Here is a 23,447-nt window from a genome sequence, read left to right as displayed (position 1 = left end):
CTCAGCCCAGCTCGGCGAGCGCGGCGAGCAGCCGGTCCACCTGGGCCGCCGTGCTGCCCAGGCCGATGCTGGCACGCAGCGCGGTGGGCGGCAGGTCCCGCCGACCGCTACGCCCCGCCGCCTCGGTGAGCAGCCGCCGGGCCAGCGGGTGAGCGCAGAACAAGCCGTCGCGTACGCCGATGTGGTGCTCGGCCGCCAGCCGTGCGGCCACGTCGCCGGATTCCCAGCCGGCGACCACGAACGAGACGATCCCGACCCGGGGCGCGTCCGGACCGAAGGTGCGCAGCTCCACGACGTGCGGCAGGGCGGCGATGCCGGAGCGCAGTCGAGCCAGCAGCGCCTGCTCGTGGGCGGCCAGTGCGGCCCGGTCGGCGTCGTCGAGCGCCGCACACACGGCTGCCAGCGCCACCGCGCCGAGCAGGTTCGGGGTGCCGCCCTCGTGCCGGGCCGGGCCGGTCGCCCAGGTCACGTCGTGGGTCGCCGGCCCGACGTGGCTGGTGGCACCACCACCGGCCAGGTACGGCGGGGCGTCGTCCAGCCAGTCCGCCCGGCCGATGAGCACACCCGCACCGAACGGCGCGTACAGCTTGTGGCCGGACACGGCCAGATAGTCGACGTCGAGGGCGAGCAGGTCGACCGGGACGTGCGGGGCGAGTTGCGCGGCGTCCAGCACGATCCGGGCGCCGTGCCGGTGTGCCACCCGGGCCAGCTCGGCGACCGGCCACAGCTCACCTGTCACGTTGCTGGCACCGGTCACCGCGACCAGCACCGGCAGCGCCGGGTTGCTGCCCCGGCGCAGCTCGGTGAGGGCGGCGGCGAGGTCGCGTACCGCCGCGTCGGGGTCGGTGGGCACCGGCAACCGCACCGAGCCGCGCGGCCAGGGCAGCAGGTTGGCGTGGTGCTCGGAGGCGTTGGTGACCACTGTCGTGCCGGCCGGCAGGGCCCGCGCCAGCAGGTTGAGCGCATCGGTCGTGTTGCGGGTGAAGATCACGTGGTCGTCGGCGCGGCCGCCGAAGAAGTCACCGACCGTCTGGCGGGCCTGCTCGTAGGCGAGGGTGCAGCGCCGGGACAGCGCTCCCGCCCCACGATGCACGCTCGCGTACCAGGGCAGCAGCTCGGTCACCGCGTCGGCGGCGGCCCGCGCGCACGGTGCGCTGGCCGCGTAGTCCAGGTTGATCTCGCCCGGTACGCCGAGGACGTCCAGCGGTCGCGACGAGGCCGGCCGGGGCGCGGCGTCGACGCGGATGGGCAGCGAGGAGACAAGGGTGACGGACACGCCGGAACCTCCGGGGTCAGGGACCCCGGGTGCGGCATCGGGACGGGGTCCGCGCTTGCCCAGCACACCGATCGGGCTGGGCCCGGTCATCACCCGGGGCACCCCACCGCGAACTCGACGAGGGTTGCCGGCCAGCAAGCCGGGGCTTGACGCTGGCGCTCGTGACCTGCCGGCAGCATAGCGGCTGCCGATGCGACCGGACCAGCCGGCGGCAGATCGCTACGCTGACCGCATGGCCGACACCCCGCCCGGTTCACCCCTGCCGTCGTCGCCCGCGCCAGCGGCCCCGTCCGTCGGCGAGGCACCCCGGATGCCGCTGCGCCGACTGGGCTGGCGACGGTTCCTGGCGCTGGCTGGGGTGGTGCTGCTCATCGCCGCCTGCGCGGTGTTCATGGTCTTCACGCTCGGCCAGTCGCTCGGCGTGCAGGCCCTGCTGATCGGGGTGGCCGCCGCCATCCTGCCGGTGCCGGTGCTGGTCGCCTGCTTCCTCTGGCTGGACCGGTACGAACCGGAGCCGCTGAAATATCTGATCTTCTGCTTCGCCTGGGGAGCGTTCGTCTCCACCGCCGCCTCGCTCACGGTGAACGACTTCGCGGCCAACCGCTTCGAGGACTGGGGTCTGCCGTCCGCGCTCACCGGGGTGCTGGTGGCGCCGTTCATCGAGGAGCTGACCAAGGCGCTCGGCCCGATCCTGCTGCTGGTGTTCCGCCGCCGCGAGTGGTCCGGGATCACCGACGGCCTGGTCTACTGCGGGCTGTCCGCGGTCGGCTTCGCCATGGTGGAGAACATCCTCTACCTGGGCGGGTTGGGCTACGCGTCCGGTGTCGACCGGTACGGCCCGGCCACCGGCATCCAGCAGGTCATCGCGATCTTCATCCTGCGGATCCTGCTGTTCGGGTTCGCTCACCCGCTCTTCACCTCGATGACCGGTGTGGGGCTGGGCATCGCGGCGCGGACGGCCGACCGGCGGGTCCGGGTGCTCGCCCCGATCGGCGGCCTGCTGCTGGCGATGATGTTGCACGGCACGTGGAACCTGCTGCCCACGCTGACCCAGGCCACCGGCCAGGCGTTGATCATGCTGTACGGCTTCCTGGGCCTGATGGTGCCGGTGTTCTTCGGGATGGTGGGGCTGGCGGTGTGGCTGCGCGCCTGGGAGGGGCGGCTCACCGAGCGGACCCTGCCGGACTACGTACGCGCCGGCTGGCTGAGCCCGCCCGAGGTGGCTGCGCTGAGCAGCCTCGGCCGGCGGCACGCGGCCCGCAGGTGGGCCCGGCGGGTCGCCGGCGACGCCGGGGTGCGCGCCATGCGCGGCTACCAGTCCGCCGCCACCCGGCTGGCCCTGTTGCGTGACGGCACGCTGCGCGGCCTGGACCGCAAGCCTGCCGACCAGGACCGGAGCGCGCGAGAGGAGCGGGAGCTGCTGGACGCGATCACCGCGTACCGGTCGTTCTTCGTCGGCCGGGACCCGCAGGCCCCGACCGGGGTCTGGGACGGCAGCCGCTACCACCTGCGCTTCCCGGACGGTACGCAGCGCCCGGTGGACGCACCGGACGAGCCGGTGGTGCCGATTCCGGTGGTGCTGGCCCCTGCCGCGCCTCCGGTGGGCTACGCCCCGTCCGGCTGGCCCGCTGCCCTGCGACCGCCCGCGCCCTGGCCGCCGAATCACCCCTGACGGCCGGCCGGCGGCCCAGCTCAGGTCATCAGGGTGGTGAGGAAGTCACCGAAACCCTGGAACATCGCGATCAGCGCCGCCCCGATCGCCTTGAACATCTGTGCGGCGCCGTCCGGCCGGAAGGCCACGAAGTAGATCAGGAACGCGACGCTGCCCCAGGTCAACAACTTCTTAACGAATACCGGCATCGTCCCTCCCCAGGGCCACGGTCGCCGGATGGCTTCCCGTCGTGCGGCCGGGCAAACGGCGCGCGGCGGGGCGTGGTGGCCCGGGGAGGTGCGTCAGAGGTAGAGGCCGGTGGGGTCGTTCTCGATCCGCTCGGCGGCCACGGCGTGCACGTCCCGCTCGCGCAGCAGCACGTACCCGCGGCCGTGCAGCTCGACCTCGGAGCGGTCGTCCGGGTCGAAGAGCACCCGGTCGCCGGAGACGATGGCGCGGACGTTCGGGCCCACCCCCACGGCGGTGGCCCAGGCGAGGCGCTTGCCGACCTGGGCGGTCGCCGGGATGACGATGCCGGCGGTGGAGCGACGTTCGCCCTCGCTGCCCTCCATCCGCACCAGCACCCGGTCGTGCAGCAGGCGGATCGGCAGGCCAGCGTCGAGATCGTTGTCGACGGTCACGCCGCAGACGCTACCGTGTGGCCGACGGCCGGCCGCCGGTGGTTACGCCGGTGGTGGCGAGGGCAATGTGTGGCGGAACTGCCCTACGGTGTCGGCAACGGACGTATGCTGTCCGACCTGTCGCCGTGGGCGGACCGATTTCTTCTGCCAGGAGGTGCGCTTGAGCCGCTTCGAGCGGGTACGCGGGCGGCTGCGCCGCGCCTACCAGTCACGACAGGAGCCGGCGCGCTCCGACGAGGGCAGCACGAGCGAGGAGTTGAGCGGCGTGTCCGACGCCGCCCGGGTGGCGTCGCCGGCCGTTCCGGGGCCGACCGCACCGCCGAGCGCCTCGGTCTTCGGCGCGGAGCCTCCGGTGGACCTGCACAGCTCGACCTCCAGCCGGGATGACGCCGACGTCCCGCATGGGCTGCGGATCGCCGCCGCGTGGTGCTGGCGCCTGATCGTGATCGGTGTGGTGGCCTGGGCCCTGCTCCGGATCGTCGGCACGATCAAGATCGTGATCATCCCGCTGGCCATCGCACTGCTGCTCTCCGCGCTGCTCGCGCCGGCGGTGGGCTGGCTGCTGCGGGCCCGACTGCCCCGGTCACTGGCGACGGCGGTGGTGCTGGTCGGCGGCCTGGCCGCGGTGATCGGCACGCTGACGCTGGTGGTCAACGAGTTCATCCGTGGTGTGCCGGAGCTCAGCGAGAAGTCCTCGGAGGGCGTGCGGCAGATTCAGGACTGGCTGAAGACGGGCCCGCTGCACCTCTCCGACGGCCAACTCGACCGCTACATCGACGAGGCGCAGGCCTGGATCAACGACAACACCTCGAAGTTCACCAGCGGCGCGCTGAGCACGGCCGCGACGCTGGCGGAGGTGCTGACCGGCACGCTGCTGGTGCTCTTCGCGACGTTCTTCTTCCTGCGCGACGGCAACCGGATCTGGCGTTTCCTGGTCCGGCTCCTGCCGGTCGCCGCTCGGTGGAAGGTCGACGACGCGGGCCGCGCCTCCTGGCACACGCTCGGCGCCTACGTCCGCGCGACAGTGCTGGTCGCCTTCATCGACGCGGTCGGCATCGGCATCTTCCTGGTCATCTTCGACGTTCCGTTCGCCTTCCCACTGGCCGCGCTGGTCTTCCTCGGCGCGTTCATCCCGATCGTCGGTGCGGCGCTCTCCGGTGGCGTGGCGGTGTTGGTGGCGCTGGTCGACAGCGGCCCGGTCACCGCGTTGATCATCCTGGGTGCGGTGATCGGTGTGCAGCAGATCGAGGGGCACGTGCTCCAGCCGCTGATCATGGGCCGGGCGGTCGCTCTCCACCCGCTCGCCGTGATCATCGGTATCGCCGCCGGTGTCGTACTCGCCGGCATCACCGGCGCCCTGGTCTCCGTGCCGCTCATCGCGGTGCTGAACACCGCGGTCCGCCGGCTCGCCGCCCGAAGGGTCCCGGACACCCCACCCGACGCCGTGGTCGTCGCCTCCCAGGCACCCTGACCTCCCAGGCCGCCGGCGACAAGATCGCGCACGATCGTGGAAACAGTGGTCTCCCCGCTCGGGGAGGCCACTGTTTCGTGTTGTAGCGCGATCCTGGCGACGCGGGCTCAGGACTTGGCGAGGCGTTCCAGGGCGCCGCGGGCCACCTCGGGGCGGGTCGTGTACCAGAAAGGCGGCAGCGAGCGGCGCAGGAACGGCCCGTAGCCCCGGGCCGTCTCCAGTCGGGAGTCGAGCACCGCGACCACGCCCCGGTCGCCGGTCGCCCGGATCAGCCGGCCCACACCCTGAGCCAGCCGGACCGCCGCGATCGGCACGCTGACGGCGGAGAAGCCGGACCCGCCGCCGGCGTCCACAGCCGCCGCGCGGGCGGCGGCCAGCGGCTCGTCCGGACGGGGGAAGGGCAGCCGGTCGATGACGACGAGCTGACAGGCGTCACCCGGCACGTCCACCCCCTGCCACAGCGACATCACCCCGAACAGGCAGCTCGCCCGCTCCTCCCGGAACCGGCGGACCAGCAGGGGCAGGGCCTCCTCGCCCTGGAGCAGCACCGGCAGGTCGGTCCGCGCGCGCAGCAGCTCCGCCGCCTGCTGGGCGGCCCGCCGGGAGGAGAAGAGCCCGAGAGTACGACCACCGAGCGCTTCGACCAGCCCGAGCAACTCCTCCCCGGCAGCCTCGGGCAGCCCGGAGACGCTGGGGCGGGGCAGGTGCGCGGCGACGTACAGGATGCCCTGCCGGGCGTAGTCGAACGGCGACCCGACGTCGAGTGACCGCCAACCGGGGCCCTCGGTGGCCGGCACGACGGGACTGAGGGTGACGTCTCCAGCGAGGCGACGGCCCGGCGCCTCCGCGGCCGGACGGCCCGGGCCGGTGCGGGCGGCCAGCGCGGCCGCGGCGGGAGTCGGCGGGGCGGGCGGCGGCGCGTCCAGCCCGAGGGCGCGGGCCACCGTGTCGAACCGGCCGCCCAGCGCCAGGGTCGCCGAGGTGGCGACGACTGTGCGTTCGTCGTACAGGTGGGTGGCGAGGGTGCCGGCCACCGAGAGCGGCGCGACCACCAGCGCACGACGGCTGCCGCTGTCGTTCTTCTCCACCCAGGCCACGTCGTGGTCGGCCTCCTCCAGCAGCCGCTGCGCGGTGGTGGAGAGCTCGTCCAGTGCGGCCTTGGCCTGCTGCTTGCGCACCGGGTCGGGGCCGTCGGATTTGATGTCGCCGATCGCGTCCAGGGCGGAGCGGGTCGCCGCGTCGAGCAGCGTGCACGCCTCCCGAAGGGGCGTCGGCAGCCCGGCGGTGAGTCGCCCGGCCGGCGCCTCGGCCAGCCCGACCGCGAGGGCGTCACCGGCAGCGGTGAGCGCCTCGGCGGTCTCCGGCCGCAGCAGCGTACGGGCCCGCCGGGTGGTCCGGTCGATCAGCTCGGGCACCAGCTCCGCCTGGGCCGCGGAGGAGACCCGGTCGGCCAGCTCGTGCGCCTCGTCGACGATGAGCAGCTTGTGCGGTGGCACGATGTGCCGGTCGGCGAGCATGTCGACAGCGAGCAGGCTGTGGTTGGTCACCACGATGTCGGCCTCGCGGGCACGGGCCCGGGACGCCTCGGCGAAGCACTCCTGCCCGAACGGGCACCGGGTCGCGCCGACGCACTCGCGGGCCGGCATGGACACCAGCCGCCAGGCCTGGTCCTCGACGCCTGGGTCCAGCTCGTCGCGGTCGCCGGTGGCGGTCTTCTCGGCCCAGTCACGCAGCCGCTCGATCTGCTTGCCCAGCCGGCCCGCCTCACCGAGCCACTTCGTCCCACCGCCGGGGCGGGCCGCCGGGGCGTCGAAGAGGGTGTCCTCCGGCTCCTCCTCGGTGGAGTTGTCCAGTCGGGCGAGGCAGAGGTAGTGGTGGCGACCCTTGAGCACCGCGAAGGTGGGCCGACGCCCCAGCACCGGCTCGACCGCGTCGGCCAGCCGGGGCAGGTCGTGGTCGACCAGCTGGGACTGCAACGCCAGGGTGGCGGTGGAAACCACCACCGGGCCGTCCACGGTGAGCGCCGGCGCGAGGTAGGCCAGCGACTTGCCGGTGCCGGTGCCGGCCTGCACGAGCAGATGCTCGCCGCCGGCCACGCACTCCTCGATCGCTTCGGTCATCTGCTGCTGGCCGGGGCGTTCCGCGCCGCCGGGCACCGCGCCGACCGCAGCCGCCAGCAGCTCCGTGCCGCTGGGCCGGGCACCCCGCCGGCGGCCCTTGCCGCGAGCCGACGGGGTGGCGGAACCGGTGGCGGTGCGGGGCGGAGTCACCGTGCGACGGTACCCGTCGCCGCCGACACCGGCCGCGCCCATCCGCTGCGTGGCGAGATGCCGGCACGACCGGCCGGTCCGGCCCGTGCCGTCCGGTTACCGCCGCGCTACGACGCGTGGGCAGTATCGGTTAGGGTGCGAATCATGCCGAGCGACATGGTCCGAGTGATCTACCGCAAGTACGACGGCAGCGCCCACCGCGACTACCCGGCCCGTCGGCTCACCGAGGACGATCTCGGCATCTGGCTCGGCGTGCCCGAGGGCACCGCCTCGGTCTACCACGGCCGGCCATCGGTGGAGAAGATCCCGTTCGTGCTGCTGGTGCCACATCGCGCCTGGTGGACGGCCATGTTCAACCCGCCGCCCCGCACCAGCGAGGTCTACTGCGACATCACCACCCCGGCCCACTGGGAATCCGACGACGTCGTGCACATCATCGACCTGGACCTCGACGTGGTCCGGCGTCGGGCCACCGGCCTGGTGGAGCTGCTCGACGAGGACGAGTTCGCCGAGCACCGGGCCCGGTTCGGTTACCCGGACGACGTGGTGGCCGAGGCCGAAGCCGCGGCCCAGCGGCTGCTCGGGTCACTCGGCGACGGCACCGAGCCGTTCGCCACCGCGTACCGCAAGTGGTTGGCCCTCGTGGTCTGAGGCCGCACCCCGCTCGTGCGGCTCACCAGCGCGGCGGCCAGGCGTCGTCGTCGCCCAACGGCACCAGGCCGGTCAGTTTCTCCGGGTTGAGCTGGTTGTAGATCGCGGTGATCCGCCCCTGGTCCACGGCGAACGCGGTGACCAGGCGGATCGGCCGCCCGTCGCTGTGCACCGTCTCCATCTGCAGGCCGAGCGCGCCGTCGACCAGAACCGGTCGCGACCGCACGCGGTCGGCGTACCGGCCGGCACGGCCGAACAGGCCGAGCGTGAAGCGACCCACCGCCGGTGCGCCGAGCACCGGCTGCCGGGCCGCGGGGAAGTGCCCGCCGGAGTCGCCGACGAAGACCACGTCCGGCGCGAGCACCCGGAGCAGCTGGTCCAGCTCGCCGGACTCGGTGGCGGCGACGAACGCTTCGAGCACCCGGCGCTGCTCGGCGAGGTCGGCGGTGTGGCGGGGGACGTCCGACGAGGTGATCGCCCGTCGTGCGCGGGAGGCGAGCTGACGGGCGGCCACCTCGGTGGTGCCGAGCGCGTCGGCGACCCGGGCGAACGGCACCGCGAACACGTCGTGCAGCACGAGGGCGACCCGCTGCTCCGGCGCGAGCCGTTCCAGCACCACCAGCAACGCCGCGCCGACCTGGTCGGTGCGGACCGCCCGTTCCGCCGGGTCCGCGGCGTACGCGTCCGACGACGGGCCGCCCAACGCGCTCACCACGGGTTCCGGCAGCCACTGCCCGGGGTACGCCTCCCGCCGCACCCGTGCCGAGCGGAGCACGTCCAGGCAGATCCGGGCGCAGGTGGTGGTCAGCCACGCGGACAGTTCACGGATCTCGGCGCGGGCCGTCGGGTCGGCGAGCGCCCCGGCGTAGCGCAGCCAGGTCTCCTGCACCGCGTCCTCCGCCTCGCTGCGGCTGCCCAGCATCCGGTGGGCCACCAGGAGCAGCCGGCCCCGCTCGGCCTCGAACTCCGTCGCCAGGTCCCGCACGACCCACCACCCTCCCGGTCGGCACCGTCCTGGCCTACATCCTCCCGTCGACCGCACGCGCTGGCAGCCCCGCCCGTCACCCGAGGGGTGGCCCTCGGCGGGCGGAAGGCCTGCGGGTGGGCGATGATCCGTGGATGAGCGCACCCCAGCAAGGGCAGATCGTGGCACCGGCCGGCGGCTCCGTGCGGGAGCTGCTGCGGGTCACCGCACCGGTGGATCTCGGCGCGATCGACCCCCGTTCCACGCCCGGCCTGCCGGAGACTGTCGGTCGCGGTGAGCGCCGTAAGGCCTGGGCGCGAGAGCAGGTGGAGCTGGTCGGCGGAGAGCTGGGCCGGCAGCAGGAGATGCTCTTCGCGATGGCCAAGACCGGGTCCGAGCAGCCCGCGCACCGGGTGCTGCTGGTGCTCCAGGCGATGGACTGCGGTGGCAAGGACGGCACGATCAAGCGGGTGGCCGGTGCGATGAACCCGCTGGGTCTGCACATCCGCTCGTTCGGGCCGCCGACCCGGCAGGAGCTGCGGCACGACTTCCTCTGGCGGATCCGGCGGGAGCTGCCGCCGGCGGGGTACGTGGGGATGTTCAACCGCTCGCACTACGAGGACGTGTTGATCGCCCGGGTCGGTGGGCTGGTGCCGGAGGCGACCTGGCGGGCCCGCTATGACGCGATCAACTCGTTCGAGCGGGAGCTGACCGAGGGCGGGATGACAGTGGTCAAGGTGATGCTGCACATCTCGTACGAGGAGCAGGGCAACCGCCTGCTGGAACGGCTCACCGACCCGCAGAAGCACTGGAAGTACAACCCCTCCGACATCGACTCCCGGGGGCACTGGGACGACTACCAGGCCGCGTACGCCGAGGCCCTCAGCCGGTGCGCGACGGACGCCGCGCCCTGGTTCGTGGTGCCGGCGGACCGCAAGTGGTACCGGGACTGGGCGGTGGCCCATCTGCTGCGTGAGACGTTCGACACGCTTGATCTGGGGTATCCGGCTGCCGATTTCGACGTGGCTCAAGAGCGGGAACGGTTGCTTGCTGGGGGACCGGGTGCGGGTGGGACGGCCGAGATGAACAGCAGGTGAACGAGCGGTGAATGAGGCCTGGCCAGGGGTGGGCCGGCGAATTCGCGGTTCTGTCGGCTCCTAGCATTCACCAAGCGGACGCTCTTCGGGCGCCGCCACCCTTCCACCGACGCGACGAGGTCTGTGCTGTGAAGTTTTCCTTCCGCCCCACCGAGGGCGCCTTCTACGAGCTCTTCACCAGGGCCGCGCAGAACCTGGTCCGGGGCACCGCGTTGCTCAACGAGCTGGCCCTGCCCGGTGTCGACGTGCAGTCCGTGAGCGAGCGGCTGACCGAGGTCGAGCACGACAGCGACCAGATCACCCACGACCTGTACAAGAAGATCAACTCGACCTTCATCACGCCGTTCGACCGGGAGGACATCTACCGGCTCGGCTCGCTGCTCGACGACGTGATGGACCACCTGGAGGCCGTCGGTGACCTGCTCTACCTGTACGGGCTGACCGAGCTGCCGGCGCTGCCCCGTGAGCTGCACGAGATGGTGAACGTGCTCGACCAGCAGGCCAAGCTGACCGCCGACGCGATGCCCCGGCTGAAGTCGATGAAGGATCTTGAGGACTACTGGATCGAGTGCAACCGGCTGGAGAACGAGGGCGACCGGATCAACCGGCAGTTGCTCGTCCGCCTCTTCTCCGGCGAGTACGACGCGTTGACGGTGCTGAAGATGAAGGAGGTCGCCGACGAGCTGGAGGCCGCCTGCGACGCCTTCGAGCACGTGGCGAACACCGTCGAGACCATCGCCGTCAAGGAGTCCTGAGCCGGTGTCCCCTGAACTCATCGCCGTGCTGGCGGTGATCGCGGTGGCCCTGGCGTTCGACTACACCAACGGCTTCCACGACGCCGCCAACGCGATCGCAACAAGCGTCTCCACCCGGGCGCTGACACCCCGGATCGCCCTCGGGCTCGCCGCGGTCGGCAACTTCGTCGGCGCGCACTTCGGTGCCGGGGTGGCCAAGACCGTCGGCGACGGCCTGGTCACGCTCCCCACCGGGGTTGCCAGCCTCGGTGTGGTCTTCGCCGGTGTGCTCGGCGCCATCGCCTGGAACCTGATCACCTGGTACTTCGGTCTGCCCTCGTCGTCCTCGCACGCGCTCTTCGGCGGTCTGGTCGGCGCGACCCTGCTGTCCACCGGCGGCATCGTGCAGTGGGTCACCATCGGCGAGAAGGTCATCCTGCCGATGATCCTGTCGCCGATCGTCGGTCTCACCCTCGGCTACGTGCTGATGCTGGCCATCCTCTGGCTGTTCCGCAAGGGACAGCCGGGCAAGCTCAACCGTGGCTTCCGGTGGGCCCAGACCGTCTCGGCAGCCGCCATGTCGGTCGGTCACGGCATGCAGGACGCCGCGAAGACCATGGGCATCGTGGTTCTCGCCCTGTACACGGGCGGTTTCCAGGACGACAAGACGCACATCCCCGGCTGGGTGTTCTGGACCTCGGCCACGATGCTCGCCCTCGGTACCTACGCCGGCGGTTGGCGGATCATCCGCACCCTCGGTCGTAAGATCATCGACCTGGGCCCGCCGGAGGGCTTCGCCGCCGAGACGGTCGCCAGCGCGGTGCTCTACTTCAACGCCCTGGTGCTGAAGGCCCCGATCTCGACCACCCACACCATCACCTCGGCGATCATGGGCGTGGGCGCGACCAAGCGGCTCTCCGCAGTCCGCTGGAACGTCGCCGGCAACATCGTGCTCGCCTGGATCGTCACGTTCCCGGCCGCAGCGCTGATCGCCTGCGTCACCTACCTGCTGGTCCGGCCGCTCTTCGGCTGACCCGGCCCCGGGCCCCTTGTCGACGCCTCGCGCGTCAACAAGGGGCCCGTTCCGTCAGACGTAGCGCACGCCGATCTGCTCGCGGACCGTGTCCAGCAGCGCCATCACCTCAAGGGTCGTGGAATGCGGCACCACCGGGCTCTCGGTCAGGCCGGCGGCCAGGCAGCGCTGCACCTCGATCGCCTCGTACTGGTAGCCGTTGCCGGCCCCGTCGGCGACGATCGACTCCGGCTCCGCGCCGGCCCGGTGCACTGTCACGGAACCCGGCCGGAAGAACGGCTCCGGCAGGTCGATCCGCCCAGTGGTGCCCGTGATCGAGGCGGTCTGCCCGCTCAACCCGACCATGCCGCAGCTCAGGGTTGCCAGCGCTCCGGTGTCGTAGCCGAACAGCATGCCGGTGTTCTCGTCCGTCCCCTCCGGGCCGAGCTGCGCCCACGAGCGGATGTGCTGCGGCACGCCGAGCAGCAGGTGAGCCAGGCTGATCGGATAGATCCCCAGGTCGAGCAGGGCGCCCCCGCCCAGCGCCGCGTTGCGCATCCGGTGCTCCGGCGGGAACGGCCCGGCCACCCCGAAGTCGGCCCGGACGCCCGTCACCGTGCCGATCGCCCCGTCCGCGATCAGCTCGACCACGCGCAGGATCATCGGATTCAGCCGCATCCACATGGCCTCCATCAGGAAGACCCCGGAGGCGCGGGCAGTGTCCACCAGTTCGGTGCTGGTAGCCAGGTCAAGGGTGAACGGCTTCTCCAACAGCACCGCGCGCCCGGCGGTCAGGCAGGTCATCGCCGCCTCGTAGTGCGCGGAGTGCGGCGTCGCCACGTAGATCGCGTCGATCTCCGGGTCGGCGGCCAGCTCCACCCAGGAGCCGTACGCGCGCTTCGCGCCGTAGGTGTCGGCGAAGCGCCGCGCGCTCTCCGCGGCGCGGGAGCCGACCGCGACCAGCTCGGCGTCCGGCACCAGCCGGAGGTCTTCGGCGAAACGGCTGGCGATGTGGCCGGTGGCCAGGATGCCCCAACGAGTCATGTCGGGCACGCTAGCCCAGCCAGGTGAACCACCCGCCGCCCGGCCCGATGACCGATGACTCGTCCGCCGAACCTCTGCCGATCGGTGGTCCGCCCACTGCTGTGCACGTCCTTTGCTCTGCTTACGCGGATGCGACAGTTACCGAACGTCACCGGTGCATCCGCGTAAGCAGAGCAAAGGGGCGGTGGGAGTGGTCGGGCCGCCGCACCGAGGTGCCTGGCACACCAACCAGCCCCGCCGGTCGGGGAACTAGGCTCGCGGCATGACGATCGACAGCGCTGGCTTCGCAGCCCCGGCCGCACTGGTCGAGCACGCCCGCCGGTTCCAGGCCGAGGGTGGCACCCCGGCGACGCCGCGGGTCGCGGCCACCGTGTTGCTGCTGCGTCCGACCGACGCCGACTTCGAGGTGTACGTCATCCGTCGGGTCGCCGCCATGACCTTCGGCGGGATGTACGCCTTCCCCGGCGGCGGGGTGGACCGCTCCGACTCCGAGGCACACCTGGACTGGGCCGGGCCGGCACCCACTGAGTGGGCCGGGCGGCTCGGGGTGACCCCGGACGCCGCCCAGGCGGTGGTCTGCGCCGCCGCCCGGGAGGTCTTCGAGGAGGCGGGCGTGCTGCTCGCCGGCCCGGACCGCGAGACGGTGGTGGGCGACGTCAGCGGCGACGACTGGGAGGCCGCCCGGCAGGACCTGGAGGGGCGCCGGCTGGGCTTCGCCGCGCTGCTCGCCGAGCGTCAACTCACCCTGCGGTCGGACCTGCTGTTGCCGTGGAGCCGGTGGATCACTCCCGAGTTCGAGCCGCGCCGCTTCGACACGTACTTCTTCGTCGCCCTGCTGCCGGCGGGGCAGCGGACCCGCGACGTCTCCGGCGAGGCCGACCACACCCTGTGGATCCGGCCGGCGGACGCGCTGGCCCGGGCCCAGGCCGGGGAACTGACCATGCTGCCGCCGACCCTGGTCACGCTGGCGCAGGTTGCGGCGGCCGGCGACCTGGCCGGAGTGGCGCGAGCGGCCGCCGAACGGGACGCGGCCACCCCGATCACCCCGCGCCTGGACCTGCCCCCGAACGGCGAACCCCGCTTCGTCCTGAGCTGACCCGCTGCCGGCGGCGCGCGTGTCCGACGCGCGCCGTCAAGATCCGCACAACTTCAGGGATACTGCTGCCTCGGACGCGCGGGAGACAGCAGTATCCGGGTAGTTGCGCAGATCTTGGGCGCGGTCTGGGTAGGGGTATGCGGCTCAGCCGAAGCGGCCGGTGATGTAGTCCTCGGTCTTCTTCACGCTCGGGTTGCTGAAGATCTTCTGGGTGTTGTCGTACTCGATCAGCCGACCCGGGTCGCCGGTCTTCTCGATCGAGAAGAAGGCGGTCCGGTCCGACACCCGCGCGGCCTGCTGCATGTTGTGCGTCACGATGATGATCGTGAACTTGTCCTTGAGCTGGAACATCAGGTCCTCGATCGCCAGGGTGGAGATCGGGTCGAGCGCCGAGCACGGCTCGTCCATCAGCACGACCTGCGGCTCGACCGCGATGGTCCGGGCGATGCAGAGCCGCTGCTGCTGACCGCCGGAGAGGCCCGCGCCGGGCTTACCCAGCCGGTCCTTGACCTCGTCCCACAGGTTCGCCGAGCGCAGCGCCTTCTCGGCCGCGTCCTCCAGGATCGACTTCTTGCGGACCCCGTTGAGCTTCAGCCCGGCCACCACGTTCTCGAAGATGCTCATGGTGGGGAACGGGTTCGGCCGCTGGAAGACCATGCCGATCGTGCGCCGGACCGCGGTGACGTCCACGTCCCGGTCGTAGATGTCCTGGTCGTCGATGGTCAGGCTGCCCTCGACCCGGGCACCCGGCAGCACCTCGTGCATGCGGTTGATCGACCGCAGGAACGTGGACTTGCCGCAACCGGACGGCCCGATGAGGGCGGTGACCGTCTTCGGCTCGACGGTCAGGTTGATGTTCTCGATCGCCTTGAATCCGCCGTAGTACGCGGTGACGTTCGAGGCTGAGACGCGCTTGGCCATGGTGGTACCTCCGGGGTTCATCGGCTGAGCCGGTTGCGACGGGCCAGCAGCTTCGCCGCGATCGTCAGGATGAGCACGAGGGCGACCAGGGTGAGTGCCGCGGTCCACGCCCGTGCCGGTGCGTACTTCGACGCGTCACCGGCCTGCTGGTAGACGAAGAGGGACAGCGACGACTGGTTGTTCTCGAAGGGGTTCGTGTTGATCGCGGCACCGCCGCCGGCGACCAGCAGCACCGGCGCGGTTTCGCCGGCAGCGCGGGCGATGGCGAGCATGACGCCGGTGACGATGCCGGGCAGTGCCGTCGGCACCACCACGCGCAGGATGGTCTTCCATTTGGGTACGCCGAGCGCGTACGCGCCCTCGCGCAGTGGCGCCGGGACGAGGCGGAGCATCTCCTCGGTGGACCGGACGATGGTGGGCAGCATGAGCACGCTCAGCGCGAGCGCGGCGGCGAAGCCGGAGAAGCTCGGCCGGCCGTCGTTGAACCACGGCGACACGACCAGCACCCAGAACGCCAACACGAAGAGGCCGGAGACGATCGACGGGATGCCGGTCATCACGTCCACGAAGAACCGGATCGCGAAGGCGAACTTGCCCCGGCCGTACTCGACGATGTAGATCGCGCAGAGAACGCCGAGCGGGACGGTGATCACTGTGGCGATGCCGACCTGCTCCAGCGTGCCGACGATCGCGTGGTACGCGCCGCCGTTGGCGTCCCGGGCCCCGATGTTGTTCATCGAGGTCTGGAAGAAGTTGGCGTCGAACCGCTGGGCGCCCTTGCTGACCAGCGTCCAGACCACCGAGACGAGCGGCAGCACCGCCAGCACGAAGGCGGAGTGGATCAGTGCGCTCCAGGTGCGGTTGCGCGCCGACCGGCGCCCCTCGACCGCGTTGGCGGCGGCGAAGAGCCCAACCAGGTAGAGGATCGCGCCGAGGACGACCACGAGGATCGGGCCGCCGATGTCGGTGCCGTAGACGATCACGGCGGAGAGCACCAGGGCTGCCACGGCGATGGCCGGGGCGGCGTACCAGGGCAGCCGCCTGGCCCGCAGCGAGGCGGGCTGGGCCGGCGGCCGGGTGCGGTCGGAGGTGACGGTTGTGGTCATGCGGCCGACTCCGTGAACTCCCGGCGGCGGTAGATGATCGCCCGCGCCGTGATGTTGACGATCAGCGTGATGGTGAACAGCACCAGACCGGAGGCGATGAGCGCGCCCCGGCCGGTCTCGTTCGCCTCGCCGAACGCGTTGGCGATGTTGGCGGCGATGGTGTTGCCGCCGTTCTGGATCAGGTTGAACGAGATGCCGAAGGTGATGCCGAGGGTGAGCGCCAGGGCGATGGTCTCGCCGAGCGCCCGGCCGAGGCCGAGCATCACCGCGGCGATAACGCCGGGGCGGCCGTAGGGCAGGACCGCGGTGCGGAGCATCTCCCAGCGGGTGGCGCCCAGGGCGAGGGCGGCCTCCTCGTTCGCGGTCGGCGTCTGGAGGAACACCTCGCGGGAGAGCGAGGTGATGATCGGCAGCACCATGATCGCGAGGACCAGGGCACCCAGCATGATCGACTTACCGAACGGGCCGTCGCCGCCGAAGATCGGGATCCAGCCGAAGTACTCGTTCAGCCAGACGGAGAAGTCCCGGACCGGGTTGATGAAGATGTCCCGCCCCCAGAGGCCGAAGACCACGCTCGGCACGGCGGCGAGGAGGTCGACCAGGAAGCCGAGCGCGGTGCCCAGCCGGCGGGGTGCGTAGTGCGAGAGGTAGAGCGCGATGCCCAACGCCACCGGCACCGCCATGAGCAGCGCCAGCGCCGAGCTGAGCACGGTGCCGAAGGCGAGTGTGCCGATGCCGAACTTCGGCTGCGTCTCATTGGGAGACCAGCCCTCGTAGGACCAGAAGTTCTCGGTGTTGGCGCGGAGGGCCGGCACCGCCTTGGCGATCAGGAAGATCGCGATGGCGGCGATGATGACCAGAACGGCGGTGCCGGCGGCCAGTGTGAGACCGCGGAAGGCCCGCTCGGCGCCGAACTTGCGGCTGCGCGGCAGTGCGCCGCCGCCGCCCAGTCCGGTGCCGCCCGGGGAACGGGTGCTGACTGGTGCCTCGGCCACACGCGCCGAGGCACCGGCGGGCCACTCGTGACTCTGGGTCACGCGCGTCCCGCCGGTGCCGGCGTCGGCCGAGCGGTGAGGGGTTTCACCCATCTGCTCGCTCGATTCGGTTGCGGAGGTGGTGGGGTCGGGTCAGGAGAGGTTCTTGACCGCGGTCTCGACCTTGGTGCGGACCGTCTCGGGCAGCGGGGCGTAGCCCAGGTCGGTCAGCGAGGTCTGGCCCTCGGCGCTGGCGGCGTAGCCCAGCAGACCCTTGACCAGCTTCAACTTGTCGGCCGCGAGGCCCTTGCTGCAGACGATCTCGTACGTCGCCAGGACGATCGGGTAGGCCCCGGCCTCCTTGGTGTTGTAGTCGATCTTCAGCTTGAGGTCGTCGCCCTGGCCCTCGACCGCCGCGCCGGCGATGGTCTTGCCGGCCGCCTCGGCGGTCAGCGCGGCGAACTCGCCCGCGCCGTTACCGATCTTGGCCATCTTCAGGCCGGCGTTCTCGGCGAACGACCACTCCATGTAGCCGATGGAGCCGTCGGCGCCCTTGACCGAGCTGGCCACGCCGTCCGAACCCTTGGCGCCGGTGCCGCCCGGGGCCTTCCACGCCTTGGCCTTGCCGAGGGTCCAGTCGGTCTCAGCGGTCTTCGACAGGTAGTTGGTGAAGTTGTCGGTGGTGCCCGACTCGTCCGAGCGGTGGACGGTCTGGATGGTGGTCGACGGGAGCTTGGCGTCCGGGTTGTCGCCCTTGATCGCCGCGTCGTCCCACTTGGTGACCTTGCCGGCGAAGATCTTCGCCAGGGTGGCCGGCTTGAGCTGGAGGTTGTCCACGCCGCTGACGTTGTAGGCGACGGCAACCGGGCCGATCACCATCGGCAGGTGGATCGCCTTGCCACCGACGCACTTGGCGTCGGCCTGCGGCTGCTCCTCCGGCTTGAGCGCGGAGTCGGAGCCGGCGAAGTCGGCGGTGCCGGCGATGAACGCCTGGATGCCGGCGCCCGAGCCGGTCGGCTCGTAGTTGATCGTGGTGCCCTGGCACTTCTGCTGGTACGCCTTGATCCACTCGGCCATGGCGTTCTTCTGCGCCGACGAGCCCTGGGCGTTCAGCGTTCCGGTAGCGCAGTCGACCGCGGCGGTCGAGCCCGAAGCGCTGGCGCCGGAGGCGGGCTCGTTGTTGTCCGAGCCGCATGCACTGAGGCCGAGCGTCGCGGCAAGGGCGAGGCAGGCAATAGTGCCGTACCGCTGGAGCTTCACCTGAGGGGTTTCCCTTCGCGTCTGACTTGGCGCCCCGATCCCGGGGGCCGAGGACCGGCACTGACCGGCTGACACGAAAGTTAGAAGTGCCAGGTAGCCGGTTCGCCGGTCACAAGTGAACGCAGGGTGAACACGTGCGGCCCCCGAGGTGACCGCTTGCCGAGGGTGAGTTGTCCGTTAAGTGAACCGGGATACGCCTGTCGGAAGTATGGGTATATTTCCGGTTCGGCGTTATGCCGCCGACGCCCGGCCGTTACCGCCGGTGACCGCGGTCAGCCCAGGTGGTAGTTGATGTGCGCGGACCAGCGGGCGAAGCCCAGCCGTTCGTAGAGCGCCACCGCCCCGGTGTTCGACTCGTCGACGTAGAGCATCACCCGGTCCAGGCCGCGCTTGTCCCGCAGGTACGCCAGCCCGGCGGTGGTCAGCGCCCGGCCGAGCCCACCGCCGTGCGCGGTCGGCTCCACTCCCAGGACGTACACCTCGCCGATCCGGGCCGATCCGGGCCGCTCGTGCACCTTGGTCCAGTGGAAGCCGAGCAGCCGCCCGGTCGAGGTCTCCTCGGCGAGCAGGAAGCCGGCCGGGTCGAACCACGGCTCGGCAAGGCGGGCCGCCAGGTCGTCCGAGGTCCACCGGCCCTGCTCGGGGTGCTCGGCGAAGGCGCGCGCGTTGAGACTGAGCCAGGTCGCGTCGTCCGCACCGGGTTGGAACGCGCGCAGCGCCACCCCGTCGGGCAGGCGCGGCTCGCCGAGCGGGGCGGCCAGTGGTCGGCGCAACTGCCAGAGCACCCGCGCCCGGGTGAACCCGAGATCGACGCCGAGCGCGGCGGCGGACGGGTGGTCGCCGTGCGCCCACGCCCGCAGTGGCCCGGTGGCCGAGGCGAGCACGCCCCGGGCCAGTGCGCGGCCGGTGCCTCGCCGCCGGTACGCGGGGTGCACCACCAGCTCGACGCCGATGCCGCCGACGGGGTCGGTCGTGTCCAGGTGCGCGTACCCGGTCAGGGCGCCGTCGTCGGCGCGGGCGATCAGGTGCACGGCCGGGGCGTCCGGGTCGCGCAGTCGGAGCAGGACGTGCTCGTCGAGCGGGTCGGCGCCGTCGGTGTCGCCCGCGGAGCTGGCGAGGGCCAGCACGTCGGCGATGTCCGCCGGTGCCAGTCGGTCGGTCCGGGTCACCTGGTCGCTGGTCGGCTCCGCGCTGCTCATCCCGTCACCGTATCCGTTGCGTGTCGTGACGCCCGGTCCGTCGCCGAGCGAAAGCTGTGACTCAGGTCGGGTCGGTGGGCAGGGCCTCCAGGTCGAACCGCGCGGTCAGGTCGGTCAGGATCCGGCGCAACGCGTCCACGGTGCCCTGCCGGTCGCCGCCGGCGTCGTGCAGCAGCACCACCGAGCCCGGTTCGGCCTGGCTCAGCACCGTCGCGGTGATCTTGGCGGCACCGGGTAGATCCCAGTCCGACGGGTCGACCGACCAGTGCAGCGGGGTCATGCCGAGCTGGCGCGCCACCGACACCACCGGGTACGTCCAGGCGCCGCCCGGCTGCCGGTACCAGACGATCGGCGCGTTCGGCACGGCCTCCCTGATCGCCTCGTTCGTGCGCAGGAGATCGGCCCGGATCGCGTCGGCCGACCGGGCGCCCAGGCCGACGTCGTGGTGCCAGGAGTGGTTGCACAGGGTGTGGCCGTCGCCCACGATCGCCTGGACCAGGTCGGGGTGGTTCTGAGCGTTCTCGCCGACCACACAGAACGTTGCCTTCACATCGAATTCGCGCAGCATGGCGAGGACCTGCGGGGTGTACCGCGGGTCGGGCCCGTCGTCGAAGGTCAGCGCGAGCCGTGGCGAGCCGGTGGTGGCGTGCGCGCCGAACAGCTTGTCGCCGCCGCCGTCCCGCTCCGACCCGTCCTGGCCGGCCTCGGTGGGGCCGTTGCTGGCGCCGGGGTTCGGGACGTCGCCCGGCTCGCCGTCGCTGGGCTGGTCGGCGTAGTGCGGCCCGTCGGCGTGCGCGGTGACATCGGTGGGACGCCGGGGGGTCGGGTCGACGACGAGGCTGCGGCCCAGCGCGTACGCCGAGCCGAGCAGCGCCGCCAACACCAGCGTCACGATTCCCGTCGCCCGCGCGGTCGAACTGACCCGCGTCATGGGTTCCGCCCGGTTTGCCGGCCAGGCCGACCCGTCGCCCCCGTGGTCACTGCGCGCACCGTCGCCCCTTTCTCCGACAAACCCGGCAGTCAGAATAGAACCGCCAAGCTGCACAAAAAGGGCATATGGGAAAGCTGAGTGACTCGCCGATCAGACGGGCAGGGGTGCGTGCTCCGCCTCGGGCAGGGACCGTGACGGCGGGACGACGAACTTGTAGCCGACCTGGCGGACGGTGCCGATCATCGACTCGTACTCCGAGCCGAGCTTGGCGCGCAGTCGCCGGACGTGCACATCCACAGTGCGGGTGCCGCCGAAGTAGTCGTAGCCCCAGACCTCCCGCAGGAGCTGGTCCCGGGTGAACACCCGCCCCGGGTGCTGGGCCAGGAACTTCAGCAGCTCGAACTCCTTGTAGGTGAGGTCGAGAGGGCGGCCCTTGAGCTTGGCCGCGTACGTGTCGGGGTCGATGGTCAGCTCGCCGGCCCGGATCGAGCCGCCGGCGCCGGCGGTCGCGTTGCTCAGTCGGCCGACCGCGAGCCGCAGTCGCGCCTCCACCTCGGCGGGACCGGCCGAGGCGAGGATGACGTCGTCGACGCCCCAGTCGGCGTTCAGCGCGATCAGGCCGGCCTCGGTCACCACCGCGACCAGCGGCACGCCGAGCCCGGTGGCGTGCAACATGCGGCAGGTCGCCCGGGCCTCGCTCAACTCCGACCGGGCGTCCACCAGCACCGCGTCGGGGCTGGGGCCCGCGACCAGAGTGCGGACGTCGCGCGGCGCGGTGCGGACCGAGTGCGGCAACAGGTCGAGTGCCGGCAGCACAGCCGACGGTTCGCCTGCGCGCGCGGTCACCAGCAGCAGGATCTCCACGATCACCTCCGTCCCGGCGGCGCTCGGCCGCACGCGACCAGACACACTCGCGGGGGAGTGTGCTGAGAAATTGCGTGGTCCCGGCGTCGCTGACGGGCGGGGTAGCGGGGTTGAGCGTAACCGATCGCCTCGGCCGCGCCGCCTGGCCATTTCCCGTTTGTCTACCTTGCCCCTGATCGTGGAGCAGATTTTAACGTTGCTGAAACCCGTGACCGTCGTGTCCGGCCGCCGGTCTGGCACGATCGGGTCGTGTTTCCCTCCACCTCGCCCGAGGCCGGCCGCGAATCGTGGCCCGCCGGGCCCCACCCGGGCCCGGCCGCCGCAGCGACGCGCGGCAACCCGCCCGCGCCGCGTACCGGTCCGGCCACCACCGACGGCGATCGCCGCGAACGAAGCGGGCCTCGCCGAGCCCGTCGCTCCGGCGAACCGGCGCGCCGATCCGAAGACGAGATCGACGAGCCGGAAGAGGAGGTCATACCCCCGGTCGAGGTGCACCGTCAGCTCGCGTTGACCATCGCCGGCTTCGCCGCGCTGCTCGGCGTCGGCCTGGTGCTCGGCGCGCAGACATCCGGGCCTGGTCACCGGCTGCCGTTCGCCTTCATCATCTTCGGCGTCCAGTTGCTCTTCGTGCTCGCCTGGACGATCGCCATGCGCCCTCCCGCGATGCTGGTGGTCGCCGGGATCAGCGTCGTTGTCGCCGCACTCGCCGACATCGCCGCGGTGCAGACCGACGTCGCCGGTCTGGCGCCGCTGGGCTACCTGGCCGCCGGTGGCTTCCTCGCCGCGGTGCTCGGCCAGCTGGTCCGCCGCGTCGACCGGGTCCGGGTCACCGACTCCCTCGGCGCCACGCTGCTCATCGTGGTCGGAGTGGTGGCCTTCGGCACCCTGATCGTGCTCAGCCGGATCCCGGCCGGCACCCAGGCGATCACCGTCTGCCTGACGGCGAGCGGCGTCGCTCTGACCGTCGCTCGGCTCACCGACGCCGTACTGCCCTGGCCCCGGCTGGCCCCGCAGGTGCCCAGGGGCGCGGCTGGCGTGGTGGCCGGCGCGATGGTCGGCACGCTGACCAGCGCACTTCTCGGCAGCTACCTGGTGGCACCCTTCACGCCGACCCGGGCCGCCGTGATCGGCCTGGCCGCGGCGGTCACCGCCGTGCTCTCCGACCTCGCCGTCGGGTACGCGGAGGCGGGCCGGCTGATGGCCGGAGAACCGCCCACCATGTGGGTGGCCCGGCACATGCAGGGTCCGCTCGGCGGTTTCGCCCTGGCGGCACCGGCCGCGTACGCGATGTGCATGCTCTTCCTCTGAGTCACGGTTGAGCCTGGAGCCGGTCGGGTACCTACGGGTGCGCCGCGCAGCGGCACCGGTGTGGACGACCCGTCGCGGTGCGGCGGGTGGAGACAGGAGGCGGCGTGGCGGAGGACTATCCGGCGGACGGGGCGCGGCCCCGACGGCGCGGCCGCAAGCTGCTCATCGGCCTGTTCGTCCTGCTCCTGGTGGTGGCGGGGTTGCTGGTCGTCGCCGACCGGGTGGCGGTCGGGGTCGCCGAGCGGATGATCGCCGACCGGGTCCGCCAGGAGATCACCAAGCAGGGCGCGCAATCCGCCGAGCCCGATGTGGAGGTGGGCGGCACCCCGTTCCTCACCCAGGTGCTCGATGGCCGCTACCAGCGGATCACCATCAACCTGCGGGACGTGCAGGCCCCGGTCCAGGGCGACGTCGTGCGCCTGTCGGTGCTGGACGTGGACGCCCGCAACGTCCGGGCCTCACTGGACACTCTGCGCACCGGCCAGGGTGACATCGTGGCGGACACGGTCGACGGCACCGGCACGATCAGCTACGACAGCCTCGCCGCGCTGCTGAAGCGTCCGGGTCTCACGCTTGGCGAGCAGAACGGCAAGCTCGCCGTCACGGGTCCGGCCGACATCCTCGGTCAGAAGATCACGATCAGCGGCACCGCCGACGTCACCGTCGCCGACAACGGCGCCGTCGCCCTGCGCTTCAACGACCTGGACGCCACAGGTCTGCCGAACCTGCCGCTGGCGCGCGGCCTGCTGAACAACTTCGCCAAGGACATCTCCATCGACGTGCCCCTGCCCGACCTGCCGTTCCAACTCGCCGTCCGGGAGGTCCGGCCGCTGCCGGAAGGGTTGGCGGTCACCGCCGACGCGAAGAACGTACCGATCAATTCCGTCAGCTGAGTGGGAACCCCATCCGGCCGGTGATCCGGTCGATTCCCGGATGGTGGTCGGCTCAGTGGCAGCCCGGTCACTGGCTGGTAGGCT

The 23,447-nt window shown here is 71.8% G+C and carries 22 protein-coding genes and 1 riboswitch; of the genes, 9 read left to right on the top strand and 13 right to left on the bottom strand.

Features of this window, described 5'->3' with window-relative positions; genetic code table 11:
• Position 1: 1 nt before the first annotated feature.
• Positions 2–1,246, bottom strand: a complete 1,245-nt coding sequence (locus CLT68_RS04085) for an aminotransferase class V-fold PLP-dependent enzyme (RefSeq protein WP_099856763.1) — start codon at positions 1,244–1,246, stop codon at positions 2–4.
• A 76-nt stretch (positions 1,247–1,322) separates the two neighbouring features.
• A riboswitch (SAM riboswitch) is annotated at positions 1,323–1,443 on the bottom strand.
• 23 nt (positions 1,444–1,466) lie between these two features.
• On the opposite strand from CLT68_RS04085, the gene CLT68_RS04080 reads away from it, so the two are divergent.
• Entirely contained in the window at positions 1,467–2,948 is a 1,482-nt protein-coding gene (locus tag CLT68_RS04080) for a PrsW family intramembrane metalloprotease (protein ID WP_088950412.1), read from the top strand.
• Between the two features lie 20 nt (positions 2,949–2,968).
• On the opposite strand, the gene CLT68_RS33060 is transcribed toward CLT68_RS04080, so the two are convergent.
• Positions 2,969–3,136: a hypothetical protein gene (locus CLT68_RS33060; RefSeq protein ID WP_172862117.1), complete on the bottom strand. Its 168-nt coding sequence runs from the start codon at positions 3,134–3,136 to the stop codon at positions 2,969–2,971.
• A 93-nt stretch (positions 3,137–3,229) separates the two neighbouring features.
• Positions 3,230–3,568 (bottom strand): GroES family chaperonin, encoded by a 339-nt coding sequence (locus CLT68_RS04075; RefSeq protein ID WP_088950411.1) that lies wholly within the window; start codon positions 3,566–3,568, stop codon positions 3,230–3,232.
• Positions 3,569–3,728: 160 nt separating this feature from the next.
• Here CLT68_RS04075 and CLT68_RS04070 point away from each other — a divergent pair, with 160 nt between their 5' ends.
• Entirely contained in the window at positions 3,729–5,039 is a 1,311-nt protein-coding gene (locus tag CLT68_RS04070; protein ID WP_486482065.1) for an AI-2E family transporter, read from the top strand.
• Between the two features lie 107 nt (positions 5,040–5,146).
• Here the strand turns inward: CLT68_RS04070 and CLT68_RS04065 are convergent, their stop codons facing one another.
• Positions 5,147–7,351, bottom strand: a complete 2,205-nt coding sequence (locus CLT68_RS04065) for an ATP-dependent DNA helicase (protein WP_199176982.1) — start codon at positions 7,349–7,351, stop codon at positions 5,147–5,149.
• A 102-nt stretch (positions 7,352–7,453) separates the two neighbouring features.
• Here CLT68_RS04065 and CLT68_RS04060 point away from each other — a divergent pair, with 102 nt between their 5' ends.
• Entirely contained in the window at positions 7,454–7,960 is a 507-nt protein-coding gene (locus CLT68_RS04060) for a DUF402 domain-containing protein (RefSeq protein WP_088950409.1), read from the top strand.
• A 22-nt stretch (positions 7,961–7,982) separates the two neighbouring features.
• Here CLT68_RS04060 and sigJ read toward each other — a convergent pair whose 3' ends face one another.
• Positions 7,983–8,945, bottom strand: a complete 963-nt coding sequence (gene sigJ, locus CLT68_RS04055) for an RNA polymerase sigma factor SigJ (protein WP_099848940.1) — start codon at positions 8,943–8,945, stop codon at positions 7,983–7,985.
• A 134-nt stretch (positions 8,946–9,079) separates the two neighbouring features.
• Here sigJ and CLT68_RS04050 point away from each other — a divergent pair, with 134 nt between their 5' ends.
• The 3 genes from CLT68_RS04050 to CLT68_RS04040 all read left to right on the top strand — a co-directional run bounded on the left by CLT68_RS04050 (position 9,080) and on the right by CLT68_RS04040 (position 11,788).
• Positions 9,080–10,021 carry a PPK2 family polyphosphate kinase gene (locus tag CLT68_RS04050; RefSeq protein WP_099848938.1) on the top strand — a complete coding sequence of 314 codons (942 nt, stop codon included), beginning with the start codon at positions 9,080–9,082 and terminating at the stop codon, positions 10,019–10,021.
• A 128-nt stretch (positions 10,022–10,149) separates the two neighbouring features.
• Entirely contained in the window at positions 10,150–10,776 is a 627-nt protein-coding gene (locus CLT68_RS04045; RefSeq protein WP_053655020.1) for a DUF47 domain-containing protein, read from the top strand.
• Between the two features lie 4 nt (positions 10,777–10,780).
• On the top strand, positions 10,781–11,788 hold the full coding sequence (locus CLT68_RS04040) for an inorganic phosphate transporter (protein ID WP_088950406.1): 1,008 nt from the start codon (positions 10,781–10,783) through the stop codon (positions 11,786–11,788).
• A 54-nt stretch (positions 11,789–11,842) separates the two neighbouring features.
• Here the strand turns inward: CLT68_RS04040 and CLT68_RS04035 are convergent, their stop codons facing one another.
• Positions 11,843–12,811 (bottom strand): Gfo/Idh/MocA family protein, encoded by a 969-nt coding sequence (locus CLT68_RS04035; protein ID WP_099848936.1) that lies wholly within the window; start codon positions 12,809–12,811, stop codon positions 11,843–11,845.
• A 262-nt stretch (positions 12,812–13,073) separates the two neighbouring features.
• On the opposite strand from CLT68_RS04035, the gene CLT68_RS04030 reads away from it, so the two are divergent.
• A complete protein-coding gene (locus CLT68_RS04030) occupies positions 13,074–13,907 on the top strand; it encodes an NUDIX domain-containing protein (RefSeq protein WP_099848934.1) in 834 nt (277 codons plus the stop codon).
• A 144-nt stretch (positions 13,908–14,051) separates the two neighbouring features.
• On the opposite strand, the gene pstB is transcribed toward CLT68_RS04030, so the two are convergent.
• The 7 genes from pstB to CLT68_RS03995 form a co-directional block, all read right to left on the bottom strand.
• Positions 14,052–14,828 (bottom strand): phosphate ABC transporter ATP-binding protein PstB, encoded by a 777-nt coding sequence (gene pstB / locus CLT68_RS04025; protein ID WP_099848932.1) that lies wholly within the window; start codon positions 14,826–14,828, stop codon positions 14,052–14,054.
• A 17-nt stretch (positions 14,829–14,845) separates the two neighbouring features.
• A complete protein-coding gene (gene pstA / locus CLT68_RS04020; RefSeq protein WP_099848930.1) occupies positions 14,846–15,934 on the bottom strand; it encodes a phosphate ABC transporter permease PstA in 1,089 nt (362 codons plus the stop codon).
• Positions 15,931–17,022: a phosphate ABC transporter permease subunit PstC gene (gene pstC, locus CLT68_RS04015; protein ID WP_099848928.1), complete on the bottom strand. Its 1,092-nt coding sequence runs from the start codon at positions 17,020–17,022 to the stop codon at positions 15,931–15,933. The genes pstA and pstC overlap by 4 nt, the downstream gene beginning before the upstream one ends.
• Positions 17,023–17,061: 39 nt before the next feature.
• The gene (pstS, locus tag CLT68_RS04010) at positions 17,062–18,168 is read right to left on the bottom strand and encodes a phosphate ABC transporter substrate-binding protein PstS (protein ID WP_099848926.1); all 1,107 of its coding nucleotides are present in this window, start codon (positions 18,166–18,168) and stop codon (positions 17,062–17,064) included.
• 272 nt (positions 18,169–18,440) lie between these two features.
• Entirely contained in the window at positions 18,441–19,367 is a 927-nt protein-coding gene (gene mshD, locus CLT68_RS04005) for a mycothiol synthase (protein WP_099848924.1), read from the bottom strand.
• A gap of 61 nt (positions 19,368–19,428) precedes the next feature.
• Positions 19,429–20,298, bottom strand: a complete 870-nt coding sequence (locus CLT68_RS04000; RefSeq protein ID WP_099848922.1) for a polysaccharide deacetylase family protein — start codon at positions 20,296–20,298, stop codon at positions 19,429–19,431.
• Positions 20,299–20,448: 150 nt separating this feature from the next.
• Positions 20,449–21,168, bottom strand: coding sequence for a winged helix-turn-helix transcriptional regulator (locus CLT68_RS03995; protein ID WP_179781168.1), 720 nt, complete (start codon positions 21,166–21,168; stop codon positions 20,449–20,451).
• A 243-nt stretch (positions 21,169–21,411) separates the two neighbouring features.
• Here CLT68_RS03995 and CLT68_RS03990 point away from each other — a divergent pair, with 243 nt between their 5' ends.
• Positions 21,412–22,470 carry a hypothetical protein gene (locus CLT68_RS03990; protein WP_099848920.1) on the top strand — a complete coding sequence of 353 codons (1,059 nt, stop codon included), beginning with the start codon at positions 21,412–21,414 and terminating at the stop codon, positions 22,468–22,470.
• A gap of 104 nt (positions 22,471–22,574) precedes the next feature.
• Complete coding sequence (locus CLT68_RS03985; protein ID WP_099848918.1) at positions 22,575–23,363, top strand: LmeA family phospholipid-binding protein; 789 nt, start codon at positions 22,575–22,577, stop codon at positions 23,361–23,363.
• Positions 23,364–23,447 lie beyond the last annotated feature (84 nt).

The sequence above is a fragment of the Micromonospora sp. CNZ299 genome (assembly GCF_002754415.1).
This window is presented reverse-complemented; position numbering and strand designations above follow the sequence as displayed.